At 52.8% G+C, this 22033-nt stretch carries 21 protein-coding genes; 15 read left to right on the top strand and 6 right to left on the bottom strand.

Annotation, left to right across the window (positions count from 1 at the left end):
* On the bottom strand, positions 1-339 hold the full coding sequence (glnK, locus tag DFK18_RS03085; RefSeq protein WP_114416749.1) for a P-II family nitrogen regulator: 339 nt from the start codon (positions 337-339) through the stop codon (positions 1-3).
* Between the two features lie 276 nt (positions 340-615).
* Between glnK and DFK18_RS03080 the strand changes: the two genes are divergently transcribed.
* From DFK18_RS03080 to DFK18_RS03065, 4 genes are all read left to right on the top strand, one after another.
* Entirely contained in the window at positions 616-855 is a 240-nt protein-coding gene (locus tag DFK18_RS03080; RefSeq protein ID WP_114416748.1) for an accessory factor UbiK family protein, read from the top strand.
* A 50-nt stretch (positions 856-905) separates the two neighbouring features.
* Positions 906-2387 carry a YifB family Mg chelatase-like AAA ATPase gene (locus tag DFK18_RS03075; protein WP_114416747.1) on the top strand — a complete coding sequence of 494 codons (1482 nt, stop codon included), beginning with the start codon at positions 906-908 and terminating at the stop codon, positions 2385-2387.
* Positions 2388-2404: 17 nt separating this feature from the next.
* Complete coding sequence (locus DFK18_RS03070) at positions 2405-3595, top strand: CBS domain-containing protein (protein WP_114416746.1); 1191 nt, start codon at positions 2405-2407, stop codon at positions 3593-3595.
* Positions 3596-3699: 104 nt separating this feature from the next.
* Complete coding sequence (locus tag DFK18_RS03065; protein WP_245944321.1) at positions 3700-6315, top strand: bifunctional diguanylate cyclase/phosphodiesterase; 2616 nt, start codon at positions 3700-3702, stop codon at positions 6313-6315.
* 54 nt (positions 6316-6369) lie between these two features.
* On the opposite strand, the gene metF is transcribed toward DFK18_RS03065, so the two are convergent.
* Together metF and DFK18_RS03055 are read right to left on the bottom strand one after the other, a co-directional pair.
* A complete protein-coding gene (gene metF, locus DFK18_RS03060) occupies positions 6370-7203 on the bottom strand; it encodes a methylenetetrahydrofolate reductase [NAD(P)H] (RefSeq protein ID WP_114416745.1) in 834 nt (277 codons plus the stop codon).
* A 108-nt stretch (positions 7204-7311) separates the two neighbouring features.
* Positions 7312-8238, bottom strand: a complete 927-nt coding sequence (locus DFK18_RS03055; RefSeq protein ID WP_114416744.1) for a DMT family transporter — start codon at positions 8236-8238, stop codon at positions 7312-7314.
* A 174-nt stretch (positions 8239-8412) separates the two neighbouring features.
* Between DFK18_RS03055 and DFK18_RS03050 the strand changes: the two genes are divergently transcribed.
* The gene (locus DFK18_RS03050) at positions 8413-8961 is read left to right on the top strand and encodes a TRAP transporter small permease subunit (protein WP_114416743.1); all 549 of its coding nucleotides are present in this window, start codon (positions 8413-8415) and stop codon (positions 8959-8961) included.
* 15 nt (positions 8962-8976) lie between these two features.
* A complete protein-coding gene (locus DFK18_RS03045; RefSeq protein WP_218563899.1) occupies positions 8977-10356 on the top strand; it encodes a TRAP transporter large permease in 1380 nt (459 codons plus the stop codon).
* A 61-nt stretch (positions 10357-10417) separates the two neighbouring features.
* Here the strand turns inward: DFK18_RS03045 and DFK18_RS03040 are convergent, their stop codons facing one another.
* Positions 10418-11533: a TRAP transporter substrate-binding protein gene (locus tag DFK18_RS03040; protein ID WP_114416741.1), complete on the bottom strand. Its 1116-nt coding sequence runs from the start codon at positions 11531-11533 to the stop codon at positions 10418-10420.
* 172 nt (positions 11534-11705) lie between these two features.
* On the opposite strand from DFK18_RS03040, the gene DFK18_RS03035 reads away from it, so the two are divergent.
* The 8 genes from DFK18_RS03035 (at position 11706) to DFK18_RS03000 (ending at position 17859) form a co-directional block, all read left to right on the top strand.
* Positions 11706-12029: a DUF2288 domain-containing protein gene (locus tag DFK18_RS03035; protein WP_114416740.1), complete on the top strand. Its 324-nt coding sequence runs from the start codon at positions 11706-11708 to the stop codon at positions 12027-12029.
* The gene (locus tag DFK18_RS03030; RefSeq protein WP_114416739.1) at positions 12026-12697 is read left to right on the top strand and encodes a pseudouridine synthase; all 672 of its coding nucleotides are present in this window, start codon (positions 12026-12028) and stop codon (positions 12695-12697) included. Before DFK18_RS03035 ends, DFK18_RS03030 begins: the two co-directional genes overlap by 4 nt.
* 109 nt (positions 12698-12806) lie before the next feature.
* On the top strand, positions 12807-13238 hold the full coding sequence (locus DFK18_RS03025; protein ID WP_114416738.1) for a nuclear transport factor 2 family protein: 432 nt from the start codon (positions 12807-12809) through the stop codon (positions 13236-13238).
* 27 nt (positions 13239-13265) lie between these two features.
* Positions 13266-14021, top strand: coding sequence for an SDR family NAD(P)-dependent oxidoreductase (locus DFK18_RS03020; protein ID WP_114416737.1), 756 nt, complete (start codon positions 13266-13268; stop codon positions 14019-14021).
* The gene (locus tag DFK18_RS03015) at positions 14021-15304 is read left to right on the top strand and encodes an NAD(P)/FAD-dependent oxidoreductase (protein ID WP_114416736.1); all 1284 of its coding nucleotides are present in this window, start codon (positions 14021-14023) and stop codon (positions 15302-15304) included. Before DFK18_RS03020 ends, DFK18_RS03015 begins: the two co-directional genes overlap by 1 nt.
* A complete protein-coding gene (locus tag DFK18_RS03010; RefSeq protein WP_114416735.1) occupies positions 15301-16059 on the top strand; it encodes a DUF1365 domain-containing protein in 759 nt (252 codons plus the stop codon). Before DFK18_RS03015 ends, DFK18_RS03010 begins: the two co-directional genes overlap by 4 nt.
* 3 nt (positions 16060-16062) lie before the next feature.
* A complete protein-coding gene (locus DFK18_RS03005) occupies positions 16063-17325 on the top strand; it encodes an SAM-dependent methyltransferase (RefSeq protein ID WP_114416734.1) in 1263 nt (420 codons plus the stop codon).
* A 9-nt stretch (positions 17326-17334) separates the two neighbouring features.
* The gene (locus DFK18_RS03000) at positions 17335-17859 is read left to right on the top strand and encodes a DUF2878 domain-containing protein (protein WP_218563891.1); all 525 of its coding nucleotides are present in this window, start codon (positions 17335-17337) and stop codon (positions 17857-17859) included.
* On the opposite strand, the gene DFK18_RS02995 is transcribed toward DFK18_RS03000, so the two are convergent.
* Both DFK18_RS02995 and DFK18_RS02990 read right to left on the bottom strand, forming a co-directional pair.
* Positions 17836-19626, bottom strand: coding sequence for a putative bifunctional diguanylate cyclase/phosphodiesterase (locus DFK18_RS02995; RefSeq protein ID WP_114416733.1), 1791 nt, complete (start codon positions 19624-19626; stop codon positions 17836-17838). The two genes, DFK18_RS03000 and DFK18_RS02995, sit on opposite strands and share 24 nt — an antisense overlap.
* A gap of 8 nt (positions 19627-19634) precedes the next feature.
* Positions 19635-21200 carry a methyl-accepting chemotaxis protein gene (locus tag DFK18_RS02990; protein ID WP_114416732.1) on the bottom strand — a complete coding sequence of 522 codons (1566 nt, stop codon included), beginning with the start codon at positions 21198-21200 and terminating at the stop codon, positions 19635-19637.
* 307 nt (positions 21201-21507) lie between these two features.
* Here DFK18_RS02990 and fabA point away from each other — a divergent pair, with 307 nt between their 5' ends.
* Positions 21508-22023 (top strand): 3-hydroxyacyl-[acyl-carrier-protein] dehydratase FabA, encoded by a 516-nt coding sequence (fabA, locus tag DFK18_RS02985; RefSeq protein ID WP_114416731.1) that lies wholly within the window; start codon positions 21508-21510, stop codon positions 22021-22023.
* Positions 22024-22033: the final 10 nt, after the last annotated feature.

Genomic DNA, 22033 nt, shown 5'->3' with positions numbered 1-22033 from the left:
TTACACAGCGTCGTTGCCGCGTTCGCCAGTACGAATACGGATGGCTTCATCCACTGGAGAGACGAAGATCTTGCCGTCGCCAATCTTGCCGGTGTTGGCAGCACTGATGATGGCTTCAACAACGCTTTCCACGCGTTCGTCGTCGATAGCGACTTCGATTTTCACCTTGGGCAGAAAATCGACCACGTACTCAGCGCCGCGATACAGCTCTGTGTGACCTTTTTGGCGACCAAAGCCTTTGACTTCAGTCACGGTGATTCCCTGAATGCCTATCTCAGATAGGGCTTCCCGAACATCGTCCAATTTGAAGGGTTTGATAATGGCTGTTACCAGTTTCATGCCTGTATCCTCTCAGCCGGGTTCTCGATGACACCACAGGGTGCAGTGCCGTTAATTCTTCACTGAGCACTAGAGCAGCCGTTGTGCCAGTTTTTTAAAAAAACAATAAAAACAGTTGGTTAAGATGTTTTTTCCGCTTTTTTGGAGAAGTGTTGGAAGAAGCGGTAGGCACAAAAGGCACCAGTATGGAGCGAGGGTTTGCTCCTGAGTGGTGCAGCCAAAGCGGACAGCTAAGTGGTCTGACTATGCTAAGCTGGAAGCAAAAGGAGAGGTGATATGGCAACTTCAGATGCAATTCATAGATTGACCCAGGAACTGACTGACCGCCTGAGTGCGGCCAGAGAAAATGCAACGCCCACGCAGCCGCTAAAAAAGCTGGTTCAGGAAGCAGTGAGCAAACTGGATCTGGTGACCCGCGATGATTACGAGCGGCTTTTGCAAATTCATCAGCGCACCCGCCAGAAGGTGGATGAACTGGCCAAACGGGTTGATGAACTGGAGCGCAAGAACCAGTGATTTAAGAGGAACTTAAGCGCAGGATGCAGCGATTAAACAGGGAGGTCAGCATGTCCTTAGCCATGATCAAGACACGAGCTCTGTTGGGCCTGGAAGCTCCACCAGTCAGGGTTGAAGTTCACCTGGCCAATGGTTTGCCCGCTTTCAACTTGGTTGGGTTACCGGAAACTGCGGTCAAGGAAAGTCGAGATCGTGTTCGTAGCGCCTTGATCACGGCTGGCTTTGATTTTCCTGCCCGGCGGATTACCGTCAACCTCTCCCCGGCGGATTTGCCCAAGGAAGGTGGACGTTATGATCTACCGATTGCTTTGGGCATTCTGGTGGCTTCCGGACAGCTGCCTCAGACCGCTGTAGAGCCTTGGGAATTTCTGGGCGAGCTGGCGCTGAATGGGGAATTGCGGCCGGTTAAGGGGGTGCTGCCCACCGCTTTGGGGGCTGCTCACCAGGGGCATCAACTCTTGGTGCCCCAGGATAATGCAGCTGAGGCAGGCCTGGTCAGCCAACTGGAGGTGCGATCTGCGGCTCACCTGCTTCAGGTTTCAGCATTTCTCTGCGGACAGGAAAGCCTGCCTCTGGAAAAAGGCCACCCTGCGGAAGCTCCACAGCCAGTAGGCCAGGACTTACGTTCCATCAAGGGGCAGGCTGGTGCCAAAAGAGCCTTGGAAATCGCTGCGGCCGGAGGCCATAACCTGCTTTTTACCGGCCCTCCCGGTTCCGGCAAAACCCTGCTGGCCAGCTGTCTGCCTGCTTTACTACCGCCATTGGATGAAAACCAGGCCCTGGAAGTGGCAGCCATACAATCAATTAGCGAAGGCTTTGATATCAAAAGCTGGCGGCAGAGGCCCTATCGGGCTCCGCACCATTCCAGTTCATCCGTGGCGCTGGTTGGAGGTGGCAGTTATCCGCGTCCAGGTGAGATCAGTCTGGCCCATCAGGGGGTGCTTTTTCTGGATGAGTTGCCGGAATTTGAGCGTCGTGTCCTGGAGGCTTTACGCGAACCCCTGGAAGCCGGAGAGATTCATCTTTCCAGGGCGGCCCAGCAAACCTGCTACCCCTCTGATTTTTTACTCTTGGCAGCGATGAACCCCTGTCCCTGTGGGCACCTGGGCAATCCCCAGCAACCCTGTCGGTGCAGTGAGGGGCAAATCCAGAAGTACCGGGGGCGCTTGTCCGGTCCGCTACTGGATCGAATTGATATGCACCTGGAAGTAGCTGCAGTACCACCGGATGAGCTGTGGGGGCCAGCATCCGGAGAGAGCACAGAAATGGTGCGTGCCCGGGTGCTGGCTGCACGAGAGCGCCAAATCCGCAGAGCTGGTAAACTCAATTCGGCCATGACACCTGCTGATGTAGAGGCCGAACTGGACTCGCCTGAACTCAAGCAGCTACTCAGCCAAGCCATGCAGAAAATGCAACTGTCAGCACGAGCGGCGCACCGTGTGGTTAAAGTAGCCTTGACCCTGGCCGATCTTGAAGGCGCGCCAAAGCTTGCGCGAAGTCATTTACTCGAGGCCCTGGGCTATCGAAAATAAAGCTTTTTAAGGAAACTATGCTATTTCCCCAACTTGAACAGCTGGCAACACCGGAGGTTATCAGCCTGCCGGAAACAGCCAGCGTCCAGTCAGCTCTCAAGCTGATGAAAGAGCACAATATTCGTGCCCTGGTAGTGTTGGGGAGCCGGGGCTATCGTCTTTTACAAGCCAAGGATCTGGTGAGCTTTCATCTTCAGGGCATCGACTTTTCCGTTCCCCTGGCCCAGGTTCACCTCCCCAAAGCCTTGCAATTATCACCCCAGGCCAGTGTAGAAGAAGCGATACAGCTGATTGGTGTCAATCAGGTGGAACAGGTCTGCCTGGTGGATGAAGAAGAGGTGCTTCGAGGCATCGTCAGCTACACCGATCTGGTGCAAAGCCTGGACCCCGAGCTGCTGGCAGAAAGCCAAAGCCTGGGCGAGTTGTTGCGAGGCGTTCAGGTGTTGCAGGTGAACAAGGAGATGCCGGCTCGAGTGGCTTTTTCCCTGATGCAACAGCAGGAAGTCAGTACGGCATTGATCAGTGAAGAAGGCGTTCCTCTGGGGATTATTACGCAAACGGATGTTATTCGTTTGCTGGATGCAGGGCAGGATCTGGCCCGTCCGATCGAGGAAATCATGTCCAGCCCGGTTTTTACACTGGCTGCCAATATCAGTATTCAGGAAGCCCTGATCGCGATCAAGGACAAGAATTTCAAGCGTTTGGTGGTTGTCGATGAAAGTGGTCGGGTGGTCGGTCTGATCAGCCAGCAGGATTTAGTCAGTATCTATTACAACCAGTGGTTTGGGCTGCTCAAGGAAAAACATGAGGAGCTGAGCCGTCGTAATCAGGAGCTGCAGCAGCAAAACCAACTGCTTTCCCTGGTGCTGGATGAAATCACTCATGCAGTTCTGGTCGTGGAAACAGAAAATCGTGTACTTTTCAGTAATCAGGCTGCCGAACAGCTGCTGGGCTACAGTCGGACCGCCCTGCAGCAAAATACTCTGAACCGCATCCTGGCAGGCAGTGCCCAATCAGCCGTATTGAATGAATTTTATGAACGCTTGAAGCTGGGCCTCAAGGCAAGCCTGGAGTGTAATCTCCTGCTGACTTCGGGAACCAGCCAGCCCCTGCAGGTGAAAGCCCGTCCGCTTTTGGCCGGAGAAGCTCCCTTGGTTCTGGTTGCTTTTTCCGTCTTGTCAGAGAAGACAGAAATGCTGGCGGGCTGACCCCGGAAGAGATTCTTGATTTTTTTGATCTGCCTCCCTGTTCCTACCCGCTTGCTTGTAGCACAATCATTAGAATTTAAAAGCAAAAACAAAAGGATTGCGCCTTGCTGAACCAGCTGAAGCAACTATTAAAAACCCTCAAGGGCTTTGTGTTTTCTGCGATTATGGTGGTGACCCTGGTTGTCTTTCTGGGGGTGACCCTGGCGGCTTCACTTTTGTATGAAAATATTATCTCCCGTCAGGCCGAACAGACCTCGCAAAGTCTGGCCGAGCACACCTTTAATTCCATGTTCCAGGTCATGCGCCAGGGTTGGACGCGTGAACAACTGGAAGATTTTCTGGCCGGTACCCGTGAAGCCTTTGCCGACAGTCCCTATGAGGTCAAGATTTATCGTGGACCTCTGGTCAAAGACTTGTTTGGCGATATCCAGCAGCCGCAAATGGATGCCCCCATCCGCGAGGTTTTTGCCGGTGCGGGGGAAAAGGTTTTGCAGGACTCGCGTCTGGCCCGTCGTATTTTTCCCATGCAGGCCCGTGAGGAATGTCTGAGTTGTCACGTTAACGCCGAGATCGGTGATGTGCTGGGCGTGATCGATGTGCAGCAGGATTTGCATCCGATTAGTGCCGAAATGCGCCGCAACTATATTGCCCTCTTTCTGGGTTGTGGCCTGTTGGTTTTTATCCTTGCCGTCATTATCACCGGTTATGTCTCCCGGCGGATTAGTCGCTCGACGGATGAATTCAAGGGTCGCTTGGAGAAAGTCAATTCGGTCAAGGATTTCAAGAAGCTGGATATTAGTGCCGGTGATTTTGAGTTTGCAGAACTCAACGAAGCCTTTGGCAGCATCAATTACCTGGTCGAGCAGCTCAAGGATGTAGCTGTCGACAAGGATATCCTGGAATTTGAAATTCGCCTGCTGGAAAAATTCATTATCACCTCCGATATCGTCAAGGACTGGCGGGAATTCATCAAAGACCTGCTCATCGATATCAACACCATTCTGGAAGCCCATTCTCTGGTCACAGTTTTTCAGGTGGAGGATGAAGGCTATGAGCTGGAGATCTTCTGGCGCTATCAGGTCACGGAAGAAACCCGCGAACTATTTGAAAAGGTGGTACGCCAGCAACTGGAAGAAAGTACCCACTTTCACAAGGAAGCCCCCATTCTGGGAATTATTCACCACGTGGCTGATCCCAGTATTCAGGAACAGGCCTCCCAGGCAACCCTGACCCTTCAGGATATTGATCTGCAAACCAAATCGCTGCTTTTGGATACTCCCAAAATCGGTGGTGTCGTGGGCATCGGGGTACAATCGGAAATCGCCCGGGATCCCATCCGGCATATGGTGATTGGCAGCATCCTGACCACCCTGTTGAATCTGGTGGGCTCGGTTAAAGCCATCTACAAGTACACCAAGGATCTGGAATACTATGCGACTCGCGATCCTCTGACCGGTCTTTATAACCAGCGCCTCTTCCGGGAATTGTTGGGTTATGAAGTGGGTCGCTCCCAGCGTCATGAAACCACTTTTGCTTTGGTAATGCTGGATCTGGATAACTTCAAAACCGTCAATGACCGCTATGGCCATGCCTTTGGTGACCAATTTCTCCAGGCTTTTGCCAAAAATCTTGAAGATTCGGTCAGGCCCGGTGATATTCTGGCTCGTTACGGCGGTGATGAATTTGTTATCGTCCTGCCTGAAGCCAGTGAAGAGCAGGGTTACAGTGTTGCCCGCCGGATCAGCGAAAACCTGGAAAAGCTGGCTTTGCCTACACCTGAAGGCAATATTGTGCGGGCGACCACCTCCATCGGTATTGCTGTTTATCCCAACCACAGCCAAAACCCGGCTGACCTTTTTGTCATGGCCGATAACATGATGTACAAGGCCAAGCGCAGTGGTAAAAATGCCATTGCTGCTCCGGATGAGAACGAGGTGGCCGAGGTCTTCAAAGAGGTTGGGGAAAAGAATGAGTTGATACTTAATGCCCTGGAAGACAGACGGATTGAACCCTTCTTCCAGCCCATTATCGATCTGAAGACCGGCGAAATTGCCATTCACGAGTTGCTGATGCGTATTCGTGAAGGCGATCAGCTGATTTCCGCCTACGAGTTTATTGATGTGGCGGAGAAAATCGGCGTGGTTCACAAGATGGACTACCAGCTGATCGAAAAGGCTTTTGAGCAGATTGAGCAGCAGGGTTACCAAGGGCAGCTGTTTATTAACCTGTCCCCGCGTTCACTGATTATTGGCGAGTTCATCACCAAGGTGCATGGATTGGCCCGGGCCAATAACGTGGATGCAGAAAGAATTGTCTTTGAGCTGACAGAAAGGGAAACCGTCAGCAATATGGCACTGCTGGAGAAGTTTGTGCTTGATCTTAAGCTGGAAGGCTTTAATTTCGCCATCGACGATTTTGGTTCAGGCTTTTCTTCCTACCACTACATCAAGCACTTCCCCATTGATGTCATCAAGATCGAAGGTGAGTTTATCCGCAATATGCTCGACGATGAAAAGTACATGGCCTTCGTCAAGAGTATTGTTACTCTGGCTCAGAACCTGGGCATTAAAACGATTGCCGAGTTTGTTGAGGATGAGGAGGTACTTCAGGCCATCCGTGACCTGGGAATAGACTATGCCCAGGGGTATTTTGTGGGGCGACCCAGCCAGGAGCTGATTACTACCAACGACCGTATGGATGCTTTTTTCGGTCGCTCCTGAAATTAAAAGGGCCCCGGATGGGGGCCTCTCGTAAAAAGAAAAGCTCGAGGTTTCCTAGCGGAGCTTGTTAAGAATATTCAGCGACGCTTCTGCCTGGTTCAGAGTGTAGAAGTGGATACCAGGTGCACCACCATCCAGCAGCTGCTGACAAAGGCGGGCAATGACATCTTCGCCAAAGGCCTGAATGGAGGCGGTATCATCGCCAAAGGCTTCCAGTTGTTTGCGGATATAGCGCGGAATCTCCGCTCCGCAGGCATCGGAAAAACGGGCCAGCTTGGTGTAGTTGGTAATGGGCATGATGCCGGGAATAACCGGAATATCTACACCAGCGGCTCGGACCCTATCCATAAAGTAGAAGTAGGCATCGGCATTAAAGAAGTACTGGGTGATGGCACTGTCTGCACCGGCCTGGCATTTGCGCACAAAGTTTTGCAGATCGGCTTCAAAGCTCGGGGCCTGGGGGTGAGTTTCCGGATAGGCAGCCACTTCCAGAGTGAAATCCTGGCCAAACTCCTCACGAATAAACTCGACCAGCTCATTGGCATAGCGCAGTTCCCCGCCCATACCCATGCCGGAGGGTAGATCACCACGCAGTGCCACCAGGCGTTTTATATTATTTTCCTTGTAGGATTTCAGCAGCTCTCTGAGTTCGTCACGGGTTGCACCTATACAGGAAAGGTGTGGTGCAGTATCAATGCCCGTTGCTCTCAGGGTTTGCAGGGTTTCCAGAGTACCCTGCTGGGTGGAACCACCGGCACCATAGGTGACGGAAAAGAAATGGGGATCAACTGCTGCCAGGCGCTCACCGACGCCCTTTAATTTTTCCTTGCCTGCTTCGGTTTTGGGCGGAAAGAATTCGAAGCTAATAGGTTGTTTCAGGTGCGTCATAATAGGCAATCCGGTGATCAGTAAGAATAAAAGAGCAGCTTACCTGCTTGGCCAGTTGAATAAAATGTTTGCTAAGTGAAAGTTTCTGCGTCCTTGCATGAATTAAATTCAACTTCCTCGTTTGCGCCCCAGAAAAGTGGCCAGCCAAATTCCGGAAAATATAAAAGCCATGCCGGTCCAGTGAAAGCCTTCCAACCTTTCCTGCAAGAAGATACTGGCCAAGAGTATGCCCCAGACAGGGATCAGGTGAATAAAGTAGCCAGCTCGGTTGGGGGTCAAAACCTCTACCCCTTTGTTCCAGAAGAGAAAGGCTGCGATCGAGGCAAAGAGGGCGACATAGCCGATACTGAGCAGACTGGTGGTATTAAGGGTCAGGCTGCGTTCCAAGACCCAGTGCTCGTAAAGATAAAAGGGGGTCAGAAACAACCAGCCCAGGATCACGGTCAGCCCGAAAAAAGCCATGCCGGGCAGGCCTGCCGGGCGTCTGCGTAATAAGGCCGAGTAGAGCGCCCAGCAGATGACAGCACTGAGTATCCAGAGATTACCGCCGCCTTCGCCTAGTTGGTTAAACAGATCCAGCAGATCACCCCGACTCACCAGCACCCAGATTCCCAGCAGAGAGGTCAGCATGCCGAGCGTTTGCAGTAGATTGACTTTTTCCCGGAAGAGCAGCCAGGAAAAAGCCAGAATGAACAGGGGGCAAGCCGATAACAGCAGGATGGCATTACTGGCCGGGAGGGTCTGCAGGCCCAGGTAAACCAGAGTGTTAAAGCCCGTGACACCCAGTAGAGACATCAAGGCCAGAAGCGGCCAGTGCTGGCGAATCACCGATCTGGCTTGCCACAGAGGTTTCACCACAAATGGCAGAATGACCACCAGGGCAACCAGCCAGCGCCACCAGGCAAGAGCCAGGGGAGGAATATCGGCATGCACAGCACGACCAACCACAAAGTTACCGCCCCAGAAGAGGGTGGTCAGAATCAGTAGCAGGTAGGCCAGACCTTCGAGTCTGGATGCGGGTTTGGATGCTGGCATGAAAGCAACCCTTATGCTGTTTTGAAAAGGTTGGAAGACAGGGATTCCCGTCCCGGTTGAGTGTCTTGGCAGAGAATATCATGTATTCTTTGCCCGGTATTGGGAAGACACCGCACAGCGGCAGTGGGGTGTTTATGCTATTAATTAACCGATAATAATTAAGAGGGCTTCAAAGTGCAGTCTATAGCGCTGATTGTCCGCATGATTAGCCGGTTCAACATTCTGCTGGGGCATTTCTTTTCCTGGTTTTCTCTGGGGATTGTTCTCGTCTGCTTTACGGTTGTTGTTCTGCGTTACGTGTTTTCTTCGGGTGCCATCTGGCTACAAGATCTTTATGTCTGGCTGAACGCCATGATGTTTATGGGGATCTCCGGTTACGCCCTGTTCAATAATTCCCACGTTCGTGTGGATATTTTTTACCGGCCGGCCAGTCGGCGCCGAAAAGCCTGGGTGGATATGTTTGGCAGCCTCTTTTTTGTGGGCCCTTTTGCCTGGGTGCTGGCGGTCTGGAGTCTGCCATACATCCAGCGTTCCTGGCGTTTTATGGAAGGGTCCAGCAATTTCGGTGGCATGCCGGGCCTTTATGTGATCAAGACTTTTGTGCTGGTTTTTGCTGCGGTGATCGCGCTTCAGGCACTGGCCATGTTCTTGCGCGGCTTGTTGGTTCTTGCCAACCAGGAAGACCTTCTCCCTGAGGAATATCGCTACCAGGAGGACCACTAAATGGATGTCACTCTGATAGGAGAAATTCTTTCTGTTCTGATGTTCTTCGGCATCATCGCGGTGCTAATGCTGGGTTACCCCGTCGCCTTCTCGCTGGCCGGGGTTTCTTTGATGTTTGCCGGCCTGGGTTATCTCTTTGGTGCCTTTGATCCGAGTAATTTTTCCAGCCTGGCCTCCCGCTATGTCGGGGTGATGCTCAATGAAGTCCTGGTGGCCGTGCCTCTGTTTATCTTTATGGGCATGATGCTGGAGCGCTCGGGGATTGCCGAGAAACTGCTGATTACCATGGGGCGTCTGTTTGGAAGCCTGCGTGGTGGTCTGGGTTTGTCGGTTATTGTCGTGGGTGCGCTCCTGGCTGCTTCCACCGGGATTGTTGGGGCCACGGTCGTCACCATGGGGTTGCTGTCTCTGCCAGCCATGCTGCGCGCTGGCTATGACCCCCGATTGGCCAGTGGCGTTATCTGCGCTTCAGGTACCCTGGGGCAGATTATCCCGCCTTCGACCGTACTCATCTTTATGGGTGACATGATGTCAGGCATCAATGCCCGGGTTCAGATGGAGATGGGTAACTTTGCACCCAGCCCCGTTTCCGTGGGTGATTTGTTTGCTGGCGCCTTTATGCCTGGCCTATTACTGATTGCTCTTTATATGCTGTGGATGGTGTTCAAGGCTGTCAGGGAACCTAAATCCTGCCCGGCACTGGAAGTGACGGAAGAGGAGCGCAAGGATCTGGGTCGGGAAATCCTTACCAGTTTGGTTCCTCCTCTGCTGTTGATTCTGACGGTACTGGGTTCGATTCTTGGCGGTATAGCCACGCCCACGGAATCAGCTTCTGTCGGGGCGGTGGGCGCAATGCTGTTGGCCGCACTACGTAAGCGTTTCAGTCTCGCCAGTCTGCGTCAGGTGATGTTATCGACAGCCAATACCACGACCATGATTTTTGTCATCCTGCTGGGGGCCTCGGTGTTTTCCCTGGTCTTCCGCATGCTGGGTGGCGAAGAACTGGTCAGTGAATTTCTGAATAATCTGCCTGGCGGTAAATTAGGGGCAATTTTCTTCGTCATGCTGCTGATGTTCTTCCTGGGTTTTATCCTGGATACCTTCGAGATCATCTTTATTGTCCTGCCGATTACAGCGCCGGTGCTGCTGATGATGGGGGTCGACCCTGTCTGGCTGGCCGTGATGGTAGCCGTGAATCTGCAGACGAGCTTTTTGACGCCGCCTTTTGGCTTTTCACTGTTTTACCTGCGCGGGGTGGCACCCGGAAGTGTTTCCACGCGGATGATTTACGAGGGGGTTTTACCGTTTGTGGTTCTGCAATTGGTGGCCATAGGTATTCTGGCGGCCTTCCCGGAAATTGTTACCTGGTTGCCTGATGTACTCTATGGTCCCTAGTCCTATTGCAGGCCATAAAAAAACCCCGCCTTGGCGGGGTTTTTTGTGTAAAGCGAAAAGATCACTCGTATTTGATGTACTTCTCGCGGGCAATACCAAACTGCTGATCCACCAGTTCGGTACGGGTGCGTAGCAGGTTGAAATTGCGGACATAACTCTGCGCAGTTTCCCGGGTAAGGGGATCACTGTGCTCGCGCAGTTCGTTGATGATATCCATGGCTGCGTTGGCACCGGCCTGCAGCAGGTCTTCAGGGAAGGTACGCAGATTGACGCCATGTTCTTCAACCAGGGTTTTCAAGGCAATGGGGTCATTGGCATAGAAGTCGGAAGCGACCTGGTCGTATTCGGCCTGACAGGCAATTTCCACGATCTTCTGCAGGCGTTCTGGCAGTTCAGCAAACTTGGATTTGTTGACCACCAGCTCGGTGGCCAGCCCGGGCTCGTTGAAGCTGGGCAGGTAGTATTCCTTACAGATCTGGTGGAAGCCCAAAGCCAGATCGTTGTAGGGGCCGACAAACTCGGCTGCATCCAGCGCACCTGACTGAAGCGCCTGGTAGATTTCACCGCCAGCCATGTTGACCACGTTGGCACCCATACGCTGCCAAACTTGGCCACCAATGCCGGGCGTACGGAAGTTCAGGCCCTGAACGTCATCCAGGCTATGAATTTCGTTGCGGAACCAACCACCTGCTTGGGTACCGGTATCACCGGACAGGAAGCCTTTAACGCCAAACTGGTCATAAACCTTGTCCCAGATTTCCTGGCCACCCATGTAGCGAATCCAGGCAGACAGCTCGCGTGAAGTCATGCCGTAGGGAACGCCAGTGAAGAAGGAGGTGGCAGGGCTCTTGTTTTGCCAGTAGTAGGCGGCACCATGGCTCATTTCAGCAGAGCCTTCGATAACAGCATCGAAAGACTGCAGAGGAGGAACCAGTTCACCGGCAGAATAAACCTGAACGGTCAGCTCACCACCGGACATGGCAGTAATGCGGTCTGCCAGGCGCTGTGCACCAACACCCAGACCGGGGAAGTTCTTGGGCCAGGTAGTAACCATGCGCCAGGTGATACGGCTGTTGGCAATACTGGGGGCAGCGACACTGGCTGCAGCGGCACCGGCACCCAAAGCAGCCGTCTGGATAAACTTACGACGGCCCGTGTTGCATTCGTTGTTTTTCATGATAGGAAAGCTCCCACTCTCATTTTTCTTATTAAACGGTCTGGCGTGCTGTTTCGCATCCCTGAAGCGAATGGATTAAAATACCTTGTTTACCAGCAGCCTCAGTAAATACTACACATAAATCCGGCTGTAGGAACAGGAAAAAACACTTTTTACCAACTTGAGGTTATCCATGAGCGAAGACTACCCGGATGCTAACGATCCCGAACTTTTACGTCAGAAGCTGGCTTTGGAAACAGCCCCGATTCTTTGGCGGGAACTGGAGAAATTCCATGCGCGTGGCGTGGTGGTTCAGGTGGCTTCCGATCTGGATATGACCGAGGTGGGTTATCAGTTGATCCAGGATAACAAGGAAGAGGTCAAGGCCTGGATGGATGCCGGCCAGCTGGATTCGGTGGCTAACGCTGATGCCCAAGACTGGCACGATAATAATCGTGAAGTCTGGGCACTGGTGATTGCTCCCTGGGTTCTGGTGCAAAAAGACAAACCGCAATGAAGCCGGTTTTTTCTGCCGAGGATTATCAGCCTCCGCTCGAACCCTGGCTGGACCTGATTTACCAGGATGATTTTCTGGCCGTGATCAACAAGCCTTCGGGCCTGCTTTCCAACCCGGGGAAAGATCCGGGGTTGGCAGACAGTGTGGCCCGGCGCATCAAATCCCTGTCTCCCTATGCTGAACTGGTGCACCGGCTGGACATGGATACTTCCGGGCTGTTGCTGATAGCGCTGAGAAAAAGGACGGAATCAGCGCTGAAAATCCAGTTTCAGGATCGCAAGATTGATAAAACCTACCTGGCTCGAGTGGCAGGTCGCCCTCCCGAGCCTGAAGGCGAAATTGACCTTCCTCTGATTTGCGACTGGCCCAACCGACCGCTACAAAAGGTTTGTCATGATACCGGCAAGCCATCACGCACCGGTTATCGGCTTTTGCAGGAAGACGAGGCTTCCTCCCTGCTGGAACTCTACCCCTTTACCGGGCGTTCTCACCAATTGCGGGTCCATCTACTGGCATTGGGTTGCCCTATTCTGGGTGATCGCTTCTATGCCCCTCCTGCTGTGCGTGCAGCCAGTCCCCGACTCCTTCTGCATGCTGCCAGCCTGTCCCTGACTCATCCAGAGACAGGTGAAAAGCTTCACTTCCAGGCTCCCTGCGATTTCCAATAGAAAAAAATTCCTGTACAAACCCTGAGTTCAGTGTCTAGGTTTTAAAGACTGACTGTCTTTGCAGTCTAGGCTACCTCTACCTAAAAACCTGCTCTCAGGGAGTTTGTCCATGATTTGTGAAGGAAGAGTAAAAGAATTTTTTGACTTTTATCAAAAGTTAGACAAGAATTCTACTAAAGCTCTGGGTCACTTCTATGCTGAAGAGATTGTCTTCACTGATCCACTGCATCAGGTCGTGGGACTCGAGGCTTTGATTGCTTATTTTGATCGTCTCTATGCCGGTGTAGAGAGCATCCGTTTCGAATTTTCCGAACCGGATCTAGTGGGGCAGCGTGTTTGGTGTAGCTGGGTGATGACCTACACCCATAAGCGTATCAACCGTGGCCAACCGGTGTCGGTTGAAGGTGCCAGTTGTTTGCATTGGTTGGATAACAAGGTGGTGGCACATCGGGATTATTTCGACACCACCCAGTTGCTCTGGGAACACCTGCCCTTGCTGGGCCGCCTTTTGCGGATTTTGAAAAAGCCTTTGCAGCACTAGCTTCAATGGGTTTTGGGGAGTTTGGCGATGAAACCATTACAACAGCCAAGTCGCATCTGGATTACCGGAGCCGGTTCGGGCATTGGCCGGGAGCTGGCATTGCAGCTGGCTGAAGCGGGGCATCGACTGGTCATCAGTGGTCGCCGTTATGAACCGCTGCAGGAAGTTGCAGACGAATACCCTCACGTGGAAGTAGCTGTTGCTGATGTCACCTCACCAGTCAATCTGCAACAGGCCGTCTCCCTGATTGAGGAAAAACTGGGCGGTGTGGATATGGTGATTCTCAATGCCGGAACCTGCGAATACCTGGATGATGGCAAGGTGGATGCAGCTCGAATACGCCGCGTGCTGGAAACCAATTTTATGGGCTTGGTGTATTCGGTGGAAGCGGTTCAAGCCCTGCTGTCCCGATCTCCATCCCCGGCTTTGGTTGCCCTGTCCAGTTCTGCTGCCTATGCCCCCCTGCCACGAGCAGAAGCCTATGGTGCCTCCAAGGCAGCAGTGAGTTATTTCATGGAAAGCCTGAGAGCAGATCTGGCAGCCCAGAAGGTCTTTGTCAGCGTGGTTTATCCTGGTTTTGTGAAAACTCCCCTGACCGATCGTAATGACTTTCCCATGCCCATGCGAATCTCCGCTGAGGAAGCGGCCCGGCAAATCATCCTGGGGCTGAAAAAAGGCCAGCCGGAAATTCGTGTACCCCGATTGTTCGTGGCGTTAGTTCGCAGGCTGGGACGCCTGCCCTTTTTTCTGCGCAGTCGGATTACTCAGAGGATGGTTCGCTGATGGACACAACAAGAAAAATTGCTGTGGTGGGTTCAGGGATTGCCGGTTTGACTGCAGCCCACCTATTGGCACGTAAATATCAAGTCACCCTCTTTGAAGCAGAGGATCGCCTTGGTGGCCATACAGCGACCCGGGATATTCAGCTGGCGGGTCGTAAATGGGCGATCGATACCGGCTTTATTGTCTTCAATGATTGGACCTACCCGAACTTTATCCGTCTGCTGGATCAACTGGGTGTTGCTTCTCAGCCAACGGAAATGAGCTTTTCAGTCACCTGTGAAAAAAGTGGCCTGGAGTACAACGGGCATAACCTCAACACCCTCTTTGCCCAGCGTCGCAAACTGTTTTCACCCAGGTTCTGGGGCATGCTCAGGGATATTTTCCGCTTCAATCGTGAGGCACCCGAGGAGTTGGAAGCTGGTCTTTTATCTACAGAAGAGACCCTGGGCGCCTACCTCAAACGCAAAGGCTATGGAGATGCCTTTATCGATGATTACCTGGTTCCCATGGGTGCGGCAATCTGGTCATCGGGTTTAACCGCGATGCAGGACTTTCCGCTGGTTTTTTTCGTGCGCTTTTTTAAGAACCACGGCCTGCTTAGTGTTAAAAACCGGCCGCAGTGGCGAGTCATCGAGGGGGGATCGCGTAATTATGTGGAGCCCCTGACACGTCCCTTTGCTCAGGGAATACGCTTGCAAACCCCGGTAGTTGCAGTCAATCGCCTTGAGGATGCAGTGGAGGTAGTGAGTGTTCGAGGGACGGAAACTTTTGATGAAGTGGTTTTGGCTTGCCACAGTGATCAGGCCTTGGCTTTGCTTAAGGATGCCAGCGATAGTGAAAAGACACTACTTGGGCAGCTTCCCTACCAGGACAACGAAGTCATTTTACATCGGGATGCCAGCCTGTTGCCTTCCAGGCAGCGAGCCTGGGCCAGCTGGAATTACCGTCGTCGAGCTCCTGAGCGCTTGCTGCCCGGCCGGACAGATAAGGATCTGGTCAGTTTGACCTACTATATGAACCGTCTCCAGGGCTTGGAGCTGGATACCCCGGTTTGTGTGACCTTAAACGATACGGCCAGAATTGATCCTGAAAAGATCCTGGGTCGTTATACCTATGCACACCCGGTTTTCACCCTGGAGGGAATCACGGCCCAAAAGAAACTGCAGCAAATCAACGGCCAACAGCATACCTGGTTTTGCGGTGCCTGGTGCCGCAATGGTTTTCATGAGGATGGGGTGGTCAGTGCTCTGGCTGTTGCCGAAAAGCTCGGAGTTTCCCTATGACCTCACCTCGAAAGTTAACCAGTGCCTTTTATACCGGCTGGGTCCGACATCGGCGTTATTATCCTGCCCCTCACCAGTTTCGCTACCGCCTTTTCATGTGCTGGTTGAATCTGGATGAGCTGGACCAGCTACCCTGGACTCAAAAAAAACGTTTCTGGCGCTGGGCGGCTTTTCATCGTCAGGATTACCTGGGACCTGCTGAACGTCCTCTCAAGGCAGTGGTGCTGGATCAGGTGGAGCAGAAAACGGGGCAGCGGCCTGATGGTGCCGTCTTTCTACTGACCCAGCTGCGCTATGGCGGACTCTGCTTCAATCCGATCAGCCTCTATTACTGTTTTGATCGTCACCAGCATCTACAAGCGGTGGTGGGCGAGGTTTCCAATATTCCCTGGAAGGAACGCCAGCTTTATGTAGCCAGCTGTGACCCGCAAGCCCGTCGCCATGAAGCCAGTTTTGAGAAAAGAATGCATGTTTCCCCTTTCAATCCCATGCAACAGACCTACGTCTGGCAATTCAACACGCCGGATAAAAATCTGGTGATGCACATGGAGAACCAGGATAGGGAAGGGTCTATCCCTTTTGATGCCACCCTGGTGATGCAGCGTCGCGACGATCTGGGCCTATCCATGGGACGCCTTTTGCTGCGCCACCCCTGGATGACTCTAAAGGTGCTGCTGGCCATACATTTTGAAGCCCTGCGGCTGGCGCTTAAAAAGAACCCTGTCTACCCCCATCCTGCAAAAAGAGGAGTGTGAGTCATGAAAGCTGAACGTGTGCTTCCTGCTCAGGCCAGTTCTGGCTGGTCGGTTCGTTTTTTCCGCAAGCTGGCATTGAACTGGCTGCAAGATTTGAACAAGGCCAGGATTCAAGTGGAGGATCCAGATGGTTGCTGGAGCCTGGGGAGTGCAGCTGCCGAGCTGCAGGTGAAGGTCAGCTTTCATGATCGGGAAATGTGGCGCGAATTGGTTTTGGGGGGCACTCTGGGTGCAGCCGAAGCCTATATGCAGGGGCGCTGGAGTTGCTCCGACCTAGTGGCCCTGACACGCATCATGGCGTTGAATCTCGATCGGCTGCAGGGGCGTCTGGATCATTCGTTCAAGCGCCTGGGAGCCCCTCTCAACCGCCTTATGCATTTCCTCAATCGCAATACCAAAGAGGGTTCGAGGCGTAATATCAGCGCTCATTATGATTTGGGTAATGACTTTTTCCGCCTTTTTCTGGATCGTGAACACAAGATGTATTCCAGTGCGGTCTATCCTTCGCCCGGAGCCAGTCTGGAAGAGGCGTCCAGCTATAAATTGCAATTGATTTGCAAGAAACTGGATCTACAGCCTGAAGATCATCTCCTGGAAATTGGTACCGGCTGGGGAGGGCTGGCTGTCTATGCCGCCAAGCACTATGGCTGCCGGGTCACGACCACTACCATCTCCCGGGAACAGTATGAACATGCCCAGCGAAGAATTAACGAAGAAGGTCTGCAAGACAGGATAACGCTTCTGTTTGATGACTACCGGGATCTGGTGGGCGAGTATGACAAGCTGGTCTCCATCGAAATGATTGAAGCGGTGGGTCACCAGTATCTGCCGACCTATTTGCAAACCCTGCAAGCCCGATTAAAGCCCGAGGGGCTGGCGCTGATCCAGGCGATTACTCTGCCTGACCAACGTTACCGGGAAGCCGTCAAACGAGTGGATTTCATCAAGAAGTACATCTTCCCCGGTGGTTTCCTGCCCAGTCACCAGGTATTGCTGGATCACCTGAGCAAAATAACGGATTTTAATCTGGTCCACCTGGATGAAATCGGCTTTCACTATGCCCGCACGCTCAAGGATTGGCGTGAGCGTTTTCATCAGGAGAAGGAGGCCGTCAGACAACTGGGCTATGACGAACGCTTTGTACGCATGTGGGATTATTATCTGAGCTACTGTGAAGGTGGTTTTCTGGAAAGAGCCATAGGCACCAGTCAGCTGCTTCTGGCACGTCCGGATAATCGTCGAAGCAATCTGGCCGGTCTTCTTTAGGTGGCGGCAGTGATCAAGTCAAGACTGCAACAGCTGCTGGCAAACCTGGTGCTCTTCCAACTGGGCTGGTTTGCCTGTGTGCTGGGTGGGATGTCTGCCTGGTTAGTCTTGCCGATGTGTTTTGTCGCTCTGCATCTCTTGTGGTTGGCTGAACCGGGGGAAGCTCTATTTCTGATTCTGGTTGCTGCCCTGGGCGGGCTGGTGGATAGCCTATGGATGCAGGCTGGTTGGATGGAATTTCCGGGTTGGTCTGCGCCCTGGCTACCCGGCTGGCTGCTGATTCTCTGGCTGCTTTTTGCCACCACCCTCAAGCATTCTCTGGCCTGGCTACAGGGACGCTGGTGGTTGGCTGCTCTTCTGGGAGCCTTGGGCGGTAGTAGTAGCTACTACGCAGGGGCGCTTCTCGGAGCTGCCGAGTTTCCCCGCAGTCTGCCAACCACCCTGATGCTACTGGCCCTGGCTTGGGCTGTTATTTTTCCCGGACTCTTATGGTTGGCGCAGCAGCGTTGTTTATTTGGTGACCGGAAGGCTTGAGCCCAGTTTGTTCTGGATGAGTAATTCAGTCATGGCTGCCGCTTCTATCGGCTTGCTGAAATAGTAGCCCTGAAGGAGATCACAGCCTTTCCGCGCCAGATAGTCAGCCTGTTCTGCTTCTTCCACCCCTTCAGCCACAACCGTCATCTTCAAGCCGCGGCAAAGTGCGAGAGTTGATTCAACAATGGCGCGGTCGGCTTCATTGGCGGGCAGGCTGCGAATGAAAGCACGATCCAGCTTCAATTGGTTAACCGGCAGGTGCTTGAGATAGGCCAGCGAGGAATAGCCTGTACCAAAATCATCAATCGCCAGATGAACTCCGACACTGGAGAGTTGGTCCAGCCGATCCAGGGTTTCCTTGTCACGCTGCACAAACACCCCTTCTGTCAGTTCCAACTCCAGGACCTCCGGGTTGAGCTGGTATTTACCCAGTAGTGACTGGACATTTTCAACAAAATTCTCGGCCTGAAATTCCAGTGGGGATACATTAACAGCGATACGGCTGGGCGCTATTTCCTTGTCCTGCCAGGCAGAATACTGCTTCAGCGACTGTTCCAGTATCCATTGACCCAGAGGTTCCATGAGGCCATGACGTTCAGCCAGAGGAATAAACTGGTCCGGTGGAATTCGACCCAGGGTCGGGTGGTCCCAACGCAAGAGCACTTCCAGAGCATGAATGCGTTGACTGCCGGAAGCGACCAGGGGTTGGAAATTAAGGCTCAGCTGATTGTTGGACAGAGCCTCGCGTAAACCCTGAAGTAGTACCAGCGGGTTGTTGTTTTCCTTGAGATCTTCACTGTAGTGGCGTGTTTGTCCGGCACCTCGCGCTTTGGCCGCATGCAGGGCCAGCTCGGATTGCTGAAGAAGTTCATTGACGGCCAGGCTGGCATCCTTCCAGATGCTGGTTCCCATCGTAAAGCTGAACTCCATCAACTTGCCTTTGATGGAAAAAGGGCGGCCCAGATGTTGGCGGATATTGGCCAACTGCTCACGCCGGTCCTTTTCATCATCATGGGGGTTGAGAGGAAAGGTACAGATAAACACATCGGCAGAATGACGAGCGACCAAACCCTGGGAGGCTTCCTTGAGGCGTCTGGCCAGGCTGCCCAGCAACTGATCCCCGACGGCAAAACCATAGCTGGCATTGACCAGGCGAAAATTGTCGATATCAATCAGGGCAAAGCACCAGTGGCGCTGTAAATTGGGTACTTGGCGGGAGAGTTCACGCAGGGTGTTGGCTGTATTGGGCAAACCGGTCAGACGATCATGCTCGGTCGCATGCTCCAACCGGGCCTCTTGGCGGCGGTGCTCAGTAATATCCGTGAAAATGGCAACATAATGGGTGATTTCTCCATCCGAATCCTTGACTGCCTTGGCTGTCAGCCATTCCAGATAGATTTCACCATCCTTGCGCCGGTTCCAGATTTCACCCTGCCAGATGCCATCGCGTAGCAGAGTTTGCCAGTAGTTTTCATAAAAATCCCGGTCATGGTAGCCGGAGCTGAGAATCCGAGGATTTTCACCCAAGACTTCTTCTTCGGTGTAACCGGTTACCTGGGTAAAGGTACGGTTGACAGCGATGATGTTGCCCTCGGGATCGGTAATCGTGACCCCATCGTGGGTATGATCAAAAACCTGCTTGAGTAGGCGGAAGATCACCTGACGATTACGGAATTTGTGTTTGCGATACCAGTAGCCCAGAAAAGTCCCTGCAAGCAGCAGAGCTAAGGCGATGAGTGGGCTATAGTCACGAAAAAATTCCTGCATGCTGATAATTACCTGCGCCCGAAGGCGCGCGCTAGAGAATGCATTTGTCTGACCTGATCAGTAAGCTGGTCAGCACTCTTGGAGGTGTCTTCAGCTTTATCACGAGTGGCATGGGCCAGATCACGAACTTGAACCAGGCTGTCGGCAACACTATCGCTGGCGGTTACCTGTTGTTCGATGGCCGCAGCGACCCTCTGGCTGGCGCCCAGAACTTCATCAGCAGCTGATGTCAGGCCAGAGAGAACCTCGCCTGCCGCCTCGATTTGGGCAACGGTTTCCTGGCTATCTTCACGACTGGCCAGCATCTGTTCGACAGCCACGCCAATGTTCTTGCGAATCGCCTCAATACGACCGGTAATGGTTTCCGTTACCTCTTGGGTACTGCCAGCCAGTTGCCTGACTGCATCGGCAACCACAGCAAAGCCTCGCCCGGATTCACCGGCTCTAGCGGCTTCAATGGCCGCATTCAGGGCCAGCAGGTTGGTTTGGTCGGCAATATCGGTAATGGCCTTGATGCTGTCACTGATGGCATCGGCATCGTCGCTGAGTTGTTCAATTCGATCCACAGCGAGTTCAAAACGCTCCGCCATGCGTCTAACACTGCGCACACTTTCGGCAACACTATCCTGACCGCGCTGGGTTTCGGCATTCATGTCCTGGCTGGCATCATTGATACCCTGCATATTGTTTTCCAGTTCATGAATACTGCCAGCCAGTTGTTCAGCCATGCTAGCGAGTTGATCCAGATGCTCTTCTTGGCGTTTGACCTGGTTTTCGGCCTCATGCATGGCTGTATCGGTGGAGGTGGCTACGGTATCCAGTGCCGAGGTTGAATCTTCAATACGACCTACAACCGTGCGGATTTGGGCTTCCTGCATGCGCAGGGCCAAATCCAGAGCCCCGAATTCACTCATATTGTCACTGTAGATCTGTTGAGCGACCGGGTTATCAACGATGCTGAGCGCTTTGCCATAGACATTCTTCAAGGGGTTGAGGAACCAGGCAGCGGCACCAAGAATGGCAAGACCGGACGAGCCCACCAGGAAGCCCGCCAGCATACGGCTGTCCACGGCATAGAGGGTGACCAGGCTGGAAAGAATCTGTAAAAGCACTAACCCCAGGATAACGCCATAAGCCGACCAGCGTTTCTTGGGTGCTTTTTGGCGGCCCGAGTTGATGGCTGTATAGGTACTCTGGGCTCTTTCCACCAGCTTGCTACCGGGTTTGACCCGCACTGACTGATAGCCGGTGTGTTCTTCACCATCGAAAATGGGGGAAACGAAAGCATCCACCCAATAGAAGTCGCCATTTTTGCAGCGGTTCTTAACCACTCCCATCCAGGATTCACCTTTTTTCAGGCGCTGCCAGAGGTCGGCAAAAGCCAGTGGCGGCATATCCGGATGACGTACCAGGTTATGATTTTTGCCCACGAGCTCATCGCAGCTGAAACCGCTGATACGCTGGAAATCCTGGTTGGCATAGCAAGTAATGCCTTTGAGGTCTGTAGTGGATACCAGACGATCCCCTGCCGACAGAGAGATTTCTTTATCCGTTACAGGTAAATTTGTTTTCATAGTTACTGGATACTGTGGACAGTCTGCTTGTTTCGAGTGTCAGAAGCAGGGACCTAAACAAGTGGAGTTAATAAGATATGATTATATCAGGGCAGAAGGTGACCTGTCGGTTAAGTAATGCAACCAAAAAATACATAATGCTACAAGCAGCACAAGGGGACACTGGTGAAGAAAAAAGCAGTCCAAGTAGAGTTGATGGATTCAATGCAGGACTGCAGATAGATGCAAACTTGGGTTCAAGTCAGTAAACTAGGCACTAACATAACTATAAGCATAAACCCTCATTACTCAACAGCGGAAAGACTCAGTGAATCAAAAAAACTCCTACACCTACGAAGAATTGCTCGATTGCGGTCATGGTAAGCTCTTTGGCCCCGGCAATGCCCAGCTCCCAGTTCCCAACATGCTGATGCTGGATCGTATTGTTGAAATCAATGCCGATGGCGGCAGTTATGGCAAAGGGCAGATCATTGCCGAGCTGGATATTCATCCCGACCTCTGGTTTTTCGAATGCCATTTTCCCGGTGATCCGGTTATGCCTGGCTGCCTGGGTCTGGATGCCATGTGGCAGCTGGTCGGTTTCTACCTGGGTTGGCAAGGTAACCCGGGTCGTGGTCGTGCTCTGGGAAGCGGTGAAGTTAAATTTACCGGCCAGGTCTTGCCAGAAGCTAAGCTGGTGACCTACAAGATTGATATCAAGCGCACGATGAACCGCAAGCTGGTGCTGGGTATTGCCGACGGCATCATGGAAGTTGATGGTCGTAAGATTTATGAAGCCAAGGATCTGCGCGTAGGACTGTTTACCAGCACTAGTGGATTCTAAAAGAGGGCAG

Source organism: Marinospirillum perlucidum (assembly GCF_003336805.1).
GTDB classification, from domain to species: Bacteria; Pseudomonadota; Gammaproteobacteria; order Pseudomonadales; family Halomonadaceae; genus Marinospirillum; species Marinospirillum perlucidum.
Note: the sequence above shows the minus strand (reverse complement) of the source record. Positions and strands in the feature narration are given on the sequence as shown.

Coding starts and splice junctions, on each gene's coding strand:
- glnK (WP_114416749.1), bottom strand. CDS start 339: ATGAAACTGGTAACAGCCATTATCAAACCCTTCAAATTGGACGATGTT.
- DFK18_RS03080 (WP_114416748.1), top strand. CDS start 616: ATGGCAACTTCAGATGCAATTCATAGATTGACCCAGGAACTGACTGAC.
- DFK18_RS03075 (WP_114416747.1), top strand. CDS start 906: ATGTCCTTAGCCATGATCAAGACACGAGCTCTGTTGGGCCTGGAAGCT.
- DFK18_RS03070 (WP_114416746.1), top strand. CDS start 2,405: ATGCTATTTCCCCAACTTGAACAGCTGGCAACACCGGAGGTTATCAGC.
- metF (WP_114416745.1), bottom strand. CDS start 7,203: ATGACGCACCTGAAACAACCTATTAGCTTCGAATTCTTTCCGCCCAAA.
- DFK18_RS03055 (WP_114416744.1), bottom strand. CDS start 8,238: ATGCCAGCATCCAAACCCGCATCCAGACTCGAAGGTCTGGCCTACCTG.
- DFK18_RS03040 (WP_114416741.1), bottom strand. CDS start 11,533: ATGAAAAACAACGAATGCAACACGGGCCGTCGTAAGTTTATCCAGACG.
- DFK18_RS03035 (WP_114416740.1), top strand. CDS start 11,706: ATGAGCGAAGACTACCCGGATGCTAACGATCCCGAACTTTTACGTCAG.
- DFK18_RS03030 (WP_114416739.1), top strand. CDS start 12,026: ATGAAGCCGGTTTTTTCTGCCGAGGATTATCAGCCTCCGCTCGAACCC.
- DFK18_RS03025 (WP_114416738.1), top strand. CDS start 12,807: ATGATTTGTGAAGGAAGAGTAAAAGAATTTTTTGACTTTTATCAAAAG.
- DFK18_RS03020 (WP_114416737.1), top strand. CDS start 13,266: ATGAAACCATTACAACAGCCAAGTCGCATCTGGATTACCGGAGCCGGT.
- DFK18_RS03015 (WP_114416736.1), top strand. CDS start 14,021: ATGGACACAACAAGAAAAATTGCTGTGGTGGGTTCAGGGATTGCCGGT.
- DFK18_RS03010 (WP_114416735.1), top strand. CDS start 15,301: ATGACCTCACCTCGAAAGTTAACCAGTGCCTTTTATACCGGCTGGGTC.
- DFK18_RS03005 (WP_114416734.1), top strand. CDS start 16,063: ATGAAAGCTGAACGTGTGCTTCCTGCTCAGGCCAGTTCTGGCTGGTCG.
- DFK18_RS02995 (WP_114416733.1), bottom strand. CDS start 19,626: ATGCAGGAATTTTTTCGTGACTATAGCCCACTCATCGCCTTAGCTCTG.
- DFK18_RS02990 (WP_114416732.1), bottom strand. CDS start 21,200: ATGAAAACAAATTTACCTGTAACGGATAAAGAAATCTCTCTGTCGGCA.